At 46.0% G+C, this 8,606-nt stretch carries 12 protein-coding genes; 2 read left to right on the top strand and 10 right to left on the bottom strand.

Features of this window, described 5'->3' with window-relative positions; all coding sequences use genetic code 11:
* Positions 1-456 precede the first annotated feature (456 nt).
* Complete coding sequence (locus IPI86_RS24125; RefSeq protein ID WP_345300587.1) at positions 457-702, bottom strand: hypothetical protein; 246 nt, start codon at positions 700-702, stop codon at positions 457-459.
* A 60-nt stretch (positions 703-762) separates the two neighbouring features.
* On the bottom strand, positions 763-1,032 hold the full coding sequence (locus IPI86_RS24120; protein WP_345300586.1) for a ubiquitin-like domain-containing protein: 270 nt from the start codon (positions 1,030-1,032) through the stop codon (positions 763-765).
* A gap of 262 nt (positions 1,033-1,294) precedes the next feature.
* On the opposite strand from IPI86_RS24120, the gene IPI86_RS24115 reads away from it, so the two are divergent.
* Both IPI86_RS24115 and IPI86_RS24110 read left to right on the top strand, forming a co-directional pair.
* Positions 1,295-1,696 carry a cupredoxin domain-containing protein gene (locus tag IPI86_RS24115; RefSeq protein ID WP_345300585.1) on the top strand — a complete coding sequence of 134 codons (402 nt, stop codon included), beginning with the start codon at positions 1,295-1,297 and terminating at the stop codon, positions 1,694-1,696.
* A 70-nt stretch (positions 1,697-1,766) separates the two neighbouring features.
* Entirely contained in the window at positions 1,767-2,537 is a 771-nt protein-coding gene (locus tag IPI86_RS24110) for an RNA methyltransferase (RefSeq protein WP_345300584.1), read from the top strand.
* Between the two features lie 20 nt (positions 2,538-2,557).
* Here the strand turns inward: IPI86_RS24110 and IPI86_RS24105 are convergent, their stop codons facing one another.
* The 8 genes from IPI86_RS24105 to IPI86_RS24070 all read right to left on the bottom strand — a co-directional run bounded on the left by IPI86_RS24105 (position 2,558) and on the right by IPI86_RS24070 (position 8,577).
* A complete protein-coding gene (locus IPI86_RS24105) occupies positions 2,558-2,920 on the bottom strand; it encodes a chromosome partitioning protein ParB (protein WP_345300583.1) in 363 nt (120 codons plus the stop codon).
* A gap of 185 nt (positions 2,921-3,105) precedes the next feature.
* Complete coding sequence (locus IPI86_RS24100; RefSeq protein ID WP_345300582.1) at positions 3,106-3,561, bottom strand: cytidylate kinase family protein; 456 nt, start codon at positions 3,559-3,561, stop codon at positions 3,106-3,108.
* Entirely contained in the window at positions 3,537-3,770 is a 234-nt protein-coding gene (locus tag IPI86_RS24095) for a hypothetical protein (protein WP_345300581.1), read from the bottom strand. Before IPI86_RS24095 ends, IPI86_RS24100 begins: the two co-directional genes overlap by 25 nt.
* A gap of 325 nt (positions 3,771-4,095) precedes the next feature.
* The gene (locus IPI86_RS24090; RefSeq protein ID WP_345300592.1) at positions 4,096-4,401 is read right to left on the bottom strand and encodes a DUF2834 domain-containing protein; all 306 of its coding nucleotides are present in this window, start codon (positions 4,399-4,401) and stop codon (positions 4,096-4,098) included.
* A 183-nt stretch (positions 4,402-4,584) separates the two neighbouring features.
* On the bottom strand, positions 4,585-5,478 hold the full coding sequence (locus tag IPI86_RS24085; protein ID WP_345300580.1) for a glycosyltransferase: 894 nt from the start codon (positions 5,476-5,478) through the stop codon (positions 4,585-4,587).
* Entirely contained in the window at positions 5,460-5,825 is a 366-nt protein-coding gene (locus IPI86_RS24080; RefSeq protein ID WP_345300579.1) for a glycosyltransferase, read from the bottom strand. The genes IPI86_RS24085 and IPI86_RS24080 overlap by 19 nt, the downstream gene beginning before the upstream one ends.
* A gap of 582 nt (positions 5,826-6,407) precedes the next feature.
* Complete coding sequence (locus IPI86_RS24075) at positions 6,408-6,956, bottom strand: SGNH hydrolase domain-containing protein (protein ID WP_345300578.1); 549 nt, start codon at positions 6,954-6,956, stop codon at positions 6,408-6,410.
* A complete protein-coding gene (locus tag IPI86_RS24070) occupies positions 6,913-8,577 on the bottom strand; it encodes an acyltransferase family protein (protein ID WP_345300577.1) in 1,665 nt (554 codons plus the stop codon). Before IPI86_RS24070 ends, IPI86_RS24075 begins: the two co-directional genes overlap by 44 nt.
* Positions 8,578-8,606: the final 29 nt, after the last annotated feature.

The following is an 8,606-nucleotide window of genomic DNA, read 5'->3' as shown; positions in this document are numbered from 1 at the left end:
ACCCAGCCTGTCATATCCGGATCGCACCGTCATCAGATCCGAGGTCGATCCATTTTTGTGCGCGGCACACCGAGCAGCGTTTCGATGATCGGGCCGCCGCCTGTATCGCCGATGGTGGCTGTACCGTATCCGCCGGGGATATACACCCGCATGCCAGCGGGATGGCTGTAGATCGAATAATCCCACCGCTACGATGCCGTAGCCTGCCCGTGCTCCACTGGCTGTGCCATAAGAACAACTGCCCGTCCCAGATTCGCATGGCGGAGTACACCGTTGCGTACGTTCCAACAGACGGTCCAGTATTCGCCTGGAAACCCGGGGCAAAGGAGAGAGATCGAGTCATGTTCGCCGCTGCACAATCGCGGCTGCGGTTCACGGTGCAACGATCTCCCCCTCCAATTGGCGGCTTACTTCTGCCGTCTTCATATCGGATCGCGTACGGTTCATCCCGTAGCATTACTGACCCCGTGGATCGAATTCCTCCTGCCCGAGCGGCACATCAATTGAACTGATCTTTTGCGTTTCAAATGGGATTGGCTCGAGCGCCACACTGATGATCTCTTGAACGCGTACCACGCGGATCTGACCATCAATGGGCAACGCTTCGCTCTCAAGCGGAAAACTGGTATCCAAACCGATGAGTGGCATCCCAGCTTCGGCGAGTGCTCCGCCCACTGTCCTTGCGGCAGAGCGGATGTTCACAACGTCCGCTCCAATTTGAACAGTCAGGTCACGCGGGTGTGAAGGCCACATTCAATGAGGTTATGATGAGGTCTCAGCAGGCGGGTCGATCAAATCTGCCGCCCCAAGGACGTAACCCGCCTCGGTCAACGCCTGCCCCACCGTAGGCGCAGAAGTTTGAAGGTTTTGCGTTCCCAGTGGCGTGGTTGGGGTCAGTTCCACCGCACGGCGCTGCAACTGGATGGGATCCACGGCGGGCGGCTGATCCATGGGAAACGAAACGCCGTTGACCAAAACGCGGTCTGCTTGTTGTGGAGTAATGCCGTTTTGCGTGAGCAAAACCAGAGGCACCGTAGATCCGGATGCAACATGTTTGCACCCGGCCGCCGTCAATGATTGTGATGGATGAAGTGGTTGACTGGCAGGCGTTCAACAACATTGCGAACAGCGCCTAGCCATCGCAGAATTTCATTTGGTAATTATAAACTACCCTCTATCATTGCAGTTTTGCCCGCCCAGCCATGGTGAAAGATTTGGTAAAACTGCCCATTGAAAAAGATTCGAAAAATAAGTAAACTAACTTTATCCTAAATACCAGAAAAGGAGATTCGATATGAGAAAAATTTTCAGTACGATCATGCTTGTGTGTATGTTCATAATAACCGCTTGTGGTGGGAACAGGCCATCCACCAACCTTAAAGTGGACATGGTGGAATTTACCTTCACCCCACCTGAATTTGTTATCCCCGCCGGGCAGGAAATTACCATCACCGCCGTCAATAATGGAGCGGTAATTCATGAATTCGTCATCATGAATTTCGGACAAACCATCGGCGACGATTTTGGCGACGAAGATGAAGGCAATATCTATTGGGAAGTTGAGGCGGAGCCCGGTAAGACCGTCACCGCAACATTCACTGCGCCCACCGAGCCAGGCGAATATCAGGTTGTGTGCGGCACGGAAGGGCATTTCATTGCGGGCATGGTCGGCAAGTTGACCGTTGTCGCGCCTTAATCGATTAAATCAAAAAACAACCGCCGAATGATGTCATCGTTCGGCGGTTGTTTTCGGACCCAATCGGCGCATGGATTTGATCACCAGCCTCGCTAATCCGCCTGTCAAACATGCGCGCGCATTGCGCCAAAAGAAAACCCGCACTGAAACGGGTCTCTTCCTCGTGGAAGGCATTCATCATGTCGGCGAAGCTATCGAAGCGGATTGGAAAATCGAATCCGTCCTGTTCGCGCCAGACGTGTTGACCAGCTCCTTTGCGCGTGAATTGATCTCCCGCCTCAAGACCACGCCGCAGCCTGTCTCTGTTTCTGTGATGGAATCGCTGGCTGATAAGGAAAACCCGCAGGGCATCATTGCTCTGGTCCACTCGCGCCACACGCAGCTATCTGAGATAAAAATATTTTCCCGTGCCGTCGCGCTCGTTTCTCCGCAGGACCCGGGCAATGTCGGCACCATCCTGCGAACCATGGACGCGGTCAATGCGGATGTGCTTTTCCTGCTCGAAGGCGGCGTGGAGCTGTATCATCCCACCGTTGTCCGCGCCAGCATGGGGACGTTGTTCTGGAAGCCGATCGTTCAAGCTCCCTTCAATGAATTTATCGAATGGTCGCACAAGGGAAAACACCAGCTCATCGGCACATCTGCCAAAGCAGATGTGGATTACAACACCTTTGTCCCTCAAGTCCCGTGGATCTTGATGTTGGGCAATGAGCAAAAAGGACTTACCAGGGAACAATCCTCGGCCTGTGATGTGACCGTCTCCCTGCCCATGAAGGGACGGGTCAGCTCTTTAAATCTCGCTGTGGCTGCTGGGGTGTTGTTGTATCAATTCAGGGGATAGGACATCATCGTTTTCTTCGATTATTCCCGGCTATAAATAATCTCGTTGGGTTCAGGATCCAGGCTGAACTGCACTGCCTTTATCGTGCTCCAGCCCAATAAATAAGCTTTACAAACACGATGCATGCCATCCATTACCCAGCCCGCAGAGGACAAAATCACCGGGTGATCGAAATTGGCTTCGTAAATTCGTTTTGCGTGATCGGCCACTTTGCGGCATGTGGGGGATTCATCGGGAGTGGTTCCAAACCAGGAAACTTCATCCAGATTTGATATGCTTTCCAAGGGCACATCTTTAATGGGCAGTTTGCCTGCTATTTCCCACAACCTGTCGACATCCCAGATTCGTTTAACGCCATCCGTGGTGTTTGTAAATGTTTGCATGCTTCTCCATTTATCCCGTTCGCATTAAGTTCTTATCGAATAGATTCCAGCAACTTGCAGGCTTCGTGCGCTTGGAAATTTCGAATGTCTTTCCATGTGAAAACTGGATAGTGTTGGATAAGTTTAACATAAAAGACGGGCGAGTATTTTCGTCCGTCTTTTATGAGCAAATTTCAAATTGATGTCTATCTGTGAGTATGATCACAGTTCAAGACTTCGGAAACAGTCTCTGCCAAAATGCGGTCAACCACAATGGAGTCGGTGGTGGGCTTGTCGATCTCGAAGCTGCTGACTGGGACTTTCGCAATATCAACCAGCCAATTCGCCGCCAGATCGGGTGAGATCTTGCCTGTGTTCAAGACCACATCGAAGGCATGAATCGAATCCCAAGGCACTTTGTAAAATTCTTCGACGAAGGCTACTCTTGTTTTGTCACTTTTTTTCACCGCTGTTTCCGCCTCTTCGAATGATAGTCCCTGCTGTTCCATGACGCGCCCAACCCGCACAGGGAAAGGGGCTTGCAAACGCACATGGATGACATCCGCAAATCCGCCGAGTACTTCGAATCCGCTTCGCCCGAGGATCACCACATGGCCGTGATGCGCGACGGCTTGTATCACCTGATCGAGCATGTTCGCCATGACATCACGTTGTTTTCCCGCTGGGCATCGAATCTCTCCCAAAACGTGGGCAGGGTCGAAAACTCTTTGTCGAATTCCACATACCCATACTGGCTGAGAATGGTACCGATAAATTTTGATCCACAAAATGATAGTCCAGAACTGGCTATCTTGCGGACGATGGCATCGCCTTCGCTGCCGAATTCTCTGGAAATGGTGATCACGGACATGATACGCCTCCATCCTCATCAAACAGGTTTCGAAAATATGGCAAGGTCAGGCTCCCCGCTCAGGTTGTTTCGAGTGGGTGACGGGCAGAGAAATGCCGCGGAACCTATTGAATTATTGCACGAACTTCAGGCTTTTTCAAGAAATGCCCCCGAAAATGATTTTCAAAAAGACCAGGTCATGTTTACTCAATATTTAAAGATATGAAATAACATCGACATACTCTCTGCGCTGATCCATTTTCAGCCAGTCTTTTAGAATTGTTATATGCCCCTGACCGCCTGTTGCAATCACTTTTTTGTTATTAAAAGAAAAGGAAGTCAACAGCTATTCGTGTTGCTGTGAAATCTTATATTGCCGTGCGATCAGAAAGAGGGGAAACATTACACTTACTGCGACAAGGAACGAAAGCAGGATATAGACCCAAACATGACGTATTCCAAGTTTTCGTGCTTCAACAGCCATAAATATACAACCCGCAAGCGCATATAATAAAATGTCGTTTGTAAACGATGCCGTGATTGGATTTGCGTAAAGTGCATTGATGCCATACACCATCATATTTTCATTTCGCGGTTGGAGGAAAAACGCAATGTTGTTTACTTGAGTTGCGATCAGTGCAACCACAGCGATTACTGCATACGCAATGCAAAGATTCTTCTCGGAGCGTTTTATACGAACCTCTTTATTTATAGAAAGATGTTTGGGCAGTGATACAGCCTTTGGTTTGTGCCGTGGATTGGCAGAAAAGGTCGAAATGGCAGTCCCCCCAAGCAGCCCGCCCTGAGTTTGTCGAAGAATCCAGTGTCCGCTTTGTTAGGCGCGTTTGTATTGTCCACCAGTGGACAGCATTTTTTCAAATATACTCAAAGCATTTTCAATTCCATTTTCTGTGCGAATCTTTTGCCCAAGTTCGGCGGCCTTTTGTTGTATTTGAGGGTTGCCAATACCAGAACGAATGGCTTCCTGTAGACGCTCCGCAGTCAGTTCCTTATATCGAATCGGTTTTGGTCCTGCTCCTAAATCAGCAATACGCTCCCCCCAATAGTGCTGGTCAAATACAAACGACACAACGCAGGATGATATTCCAGAGCGAAGACCAAAGGCAGTTGTGCCTGAACCGCCATGATGTATCACCATGGCCATTCGCGGAAAAAGCCAATCGTAAGGGGCATAATCAATTTTGAAGACATTTTCAGGTAGAGATTGATTTCCAAGACCGCCCCAGCCCATATGTAAAATTCCGCGCTGCCCAGTTTGCTTTAGGGCTTCGAGAATGATATTCGTGGTTCGCTGCGGATCTTTGATCGGCATGCTTCCGAAACCGATGAACACAGGCGGGCTGCCTGCTTCAATAAACGCCGATAAATCATCTGGTGGTTGCCAATGCGTGTCTTTTGGAAACCAATAGCCAGTCACGCGGATATGCTCATTCCAATCGGCTGGGCGCGGAACCACATGCGGACTAAACCCGTTTACGATTGGAATCCGTTGTGTTCCTAATTGTCCAAAGTAGCCTGCCATGGGTAGTGGAGATAGATTGAGGGTTTGTTTACGCCAACGATTAATTACAGTGCGAAACATTTGCCACGCCATCTGTTCGCCTAGATGGTAAGTTGCTTTGTTGTAGCCTGGCAGGGAAGTTTGGGAAATCCCATGGAGCGGAAACGCCCGGGTGCGAGCCAATGGAATTACAGCCGCCTGTGCCATGGGTACACCATATTTTTCTGCGAGGTCAAAACCATATAGACCCGCTGGTAATTGATTAATAAGGTCAGTTTCACCCAAATGAGGTGCGACAAATCGCGGGCATAGCCCTCTGCAAGAGAACCAAAAGACCGTATAAGCCCAAGCATATCCGCCCCTCCGTTTGCGACTAATGCTTGGGCGTTTCCTTGAATGGGGTGAAAATCCAGTTTGTTTTCGGCAACAAGAGAGGCAAAACTTTCAAATGTAATAAAACGAACTTGATGTCCCGCAGACTTCAACCCATTGCCGAGTGTGGCATAGGGTTGAACATCACCGCGCGAACCAAGAGCAAGAATTGTTATGTGCATAGAAGTGTTTTAAGTATAGCACCCAACGATTTCCGCCCGTGGATCGTGGCTGAGGTGGGCGTGGACGCTGCCTGGAAGCAGAAAAACTCGAAGCCAAGTCCCTCTCCAAATACGACCTGCGCATATTAAGTCCCTTCTCAAATTTCAATGTCGTATTTGGGAGGGTGTCCAAAGGACGGGTGGGGCCAGTGCACGCTTTGTTAGGTGGCATTTTATGGAGTTGGTATTCCTTCTTTAGCATTTCCTAATGCGATCTTACACCATTCTATATCACCTTTGCTTTCCAATTCTATATCTTTCTCTAAAGAGGAAATCGCCTTTGAAAATTCTCCGATCCTTGTGTATGTTACTCCTACATCGTCTAAATCCTGTTTTAGAATCTGCCAATCTAGAAAAAGACAAACCCTTGATTTGAAAATAGCATGTGCTAAACAAAGACAGGAATTACTATTAGACTTTATCGTTGATAAGTTTGAAAATCTAATCTGGATGCTGACGAAATCAGAAAACACAGATTTTTCTGTTTTAGCGTGAGAGTTTATCTGCGCCTCATTTTTATTGCTAATAGAGTCTAATAGATTATTATTCTGACCAATTAGAGATCAAAGTGAAAGGATAAGGGACACCAACTTTTTCATAAATCTGCTTACCTAATCGCCATGATCCATCTAAGGATAAATGTTGATCGTCATAATATAGCGGATATCCATTTTCATCATAAACAGAGCAATAGCCATTTGGACATAGAAATTTATTGAAATCGTAATATTCTACGTTTTGATGTTGACTTGCAAATTCTTGTAGCTTTTCATTAGAGTCAAGAATTGCCATACTAAGTGGTTTATCGGGATATTCACATATCATCCTTGGGAAGCTAATAGCTTTTTCTTGGCAGAGACGATCGTAATCTTGATGTACAGGAGCTTTCCCCAGCAAGATAATAAGTTTTCCATCATCAGCCAGTGATTGAACTGTTTCAAAAACGGTGTCCATGAATTTATCCTGATTGAAATAGGCGATCCAAGATGCTGAAATTATAATAACTTGATACTCGTCTAGGGCTTTAAATATAAGCTCTTGTGAATTGTTACACTCTTGAACACGTGTACAGTGCCGCAAAAAGGGCCGCATCAGTGTTTATCGGAGGGCATGCTCCAATTTCTAGATTTCGAAATTGAAAACCTGCTTCGTTAGCAAAAGTGCCTAATATGCCAATATAATGCGCTGCATTTGAGTCTCCCCAAAGAATTACTTTTGGAGAAATGTTTTTGTTATTTCCTATTACACAATTAGGGTCGTCAGTTTTGATTTCAGCAGCGACCCAATATTGGCAGACATAATCATAATCATAAGCCGGACGTGTTTGATCGTGTATTGTGGTTCGGATTGTTCTATACTCCTCCGAGAACCATCTTAAACCGTATCCTCTTAAGCTGATTGATGCTGCTGAACCAAGTATAATGACAACCGATGGCGCCAAAAAGTAATAGATAACTATTTCTTTTATTGTTTTTTTTGAATTTCGAGTGGGGGTTTCTATATATGCATAACTTAACCACGCGATGAATAATGTTATGAAGAAAATAATGGTTCCAGAGAGAAGGGTTATTTTAAAGTTTCCATAACGGTAAAACGCTAATATTGGCCAATGCCAAAGATACGCCGAATAGGAAATTAAACCGATCCAAGACATAGGTTTTAGCTTCAGTAAACGGTTGGGTGCTGCGTTTCCATAATGTCCTGAAAATATTAAGGCAGCAGTCCCAAGCGTAGGCAGTAACGCTCTTACCCCAGGGAAAACACTATTTTCGGATAACAGGAATAATGAACCTATTATCATAAGAAGACCTAATAAAGAAATCATAGAAACAACTACTTTAGGGATTTCCAGTTTTTCTTTTTTTATTATGAATTGTGCGAGTATTCCCCCAAGTAAAAGCTCCCCAGCGCGTGTGGGCAACATGTAGTAGGAGAATGACGGAGCATGTGAAAACAGAAATTCTCCAAGGGCATACGAGAGAATGCCTATTAATCCGAAAACAGCAAAGAAATGTATTTTGTGTTTAGAGCGAAGAAAAAGCAATAAGGCGAAAGGCCAAATGATGTAAAACTGTTCCTCTATTCCTAAAGACCATAAGTGCAATAATGGGAGTTGGTTACTAGCTGTTGCAAAATAACTTGTGTCTTGAAATAACCAAAAATATACATTAGCCATTGAAAAGGTGGACCACAATCCCGATTTTGCTACTGTTAGGGCATCTTCTGGGAGTAAGATCAATTGACTTAGTCCAATAGTGGTTACTAATACAATGATTAAGGGAGGAAAAATTCGTTTTATTCTCCGACTGTAAAATTCAGCAATGGAAAACTTATTAGCATTAACGTCTCGAATAATATTTAGAGAAATTAGATAGCCAGAGATAACAAAAAAAACATCTACTCCAATAAATCCACCTGGGAGTAAATCTTTGTTTATGTGAAACAAGATAATAACCAGAACTGCTACTGCGCGCAGCCCATCAATGTCTGCTCTATATGTACTGTGATACTGATTTGTTGTTTGATGTACCATATGGCTTCCGTAACCTCTTAAATTAATTAGATCATGTGATTTATGTTTTTTTGGCTGAAATATGATCACACCTTTTGGCTCATATTCTTGAAAGCCGGTATCCTTGCCCAAAGTGGAACATCTTGGATGGGAGATGGGATGATCGTCAGTTACTTTTTTGTTGTGGGTTTTGCCAGCCACGGCTGGGCTGAGAATATAACACTTTCTTG

The sequence above is a fragment of the Candidatus Villigracilis affinis genome, assembly GCF_016705895.1.
Lineage (GTDB): Bacteria > Chloroflexota > Anaerolineae > Anaerolineales > Villigracilaceae > Villigracilis > Villigracilis affinis.
The sequence above is the reverse complement of the archived record's forward strand: the minus strand, read 5'-3'. Positions and strand labels throughout refer to the sequence as shown.

Coding starts and splice junctions, on each gene's coding strand:
- IPI86_RS24115 (WP_345300585.1), top strand. CDS start 1,295: ATGAGAAAAATTTTCAGTACGATCATGCTTGTGTGTATGTTCATAATA.
- IPI86_RS24095 (WP_345300581.1), bottom strand. CDS start 3,770: ATGTCCGTGATCACCATTTCCAGAGAATTCGGCAGCGAAGGCGATGCC.
- IPI86_RS24100 (WP_345300582.1), bottom strand. CDS start 3,561: ATGGCGAACATGCTCGATCAGGTGATACAAGCCGTCGCGCATCACGGC.
- IPI86_RS24085 (WP_345300580.1), bottom strand. CDS start 5,478: ATGGCACAGGCGGCTGTAATTCCATTGGCTCGCACCCGGGCGTTTCCG.
- IPI86_RS24105 (WP_345300583.1), bottom strand. CDS start 2,920: ATGCAAACATTTACAAACACCACGGATGGCGTTAAACGAATCTGGGAT.
- IPI86_RS24080 (WP_345300579.1), bottom strand. CDS start 5,825: ATGCACATAACAATTCTTGCTCTTGGTTCGCGCGGTGATGTTCAACCC.
- IPI86_RS24110 (WP_345300584.1), top strand. CDS start 1,767: ATGGATTTGATCACCAGCCTCGCTAATCCGCCTGTCAAACATGCGCGC.
- IPI86_RS24075 (WP_345300578.1), bottom strand. CDS start 6,956: ATGCGGCCCTTTTTGCGGCACTGTACACGTGTTCAAGAGTGTAACAAT.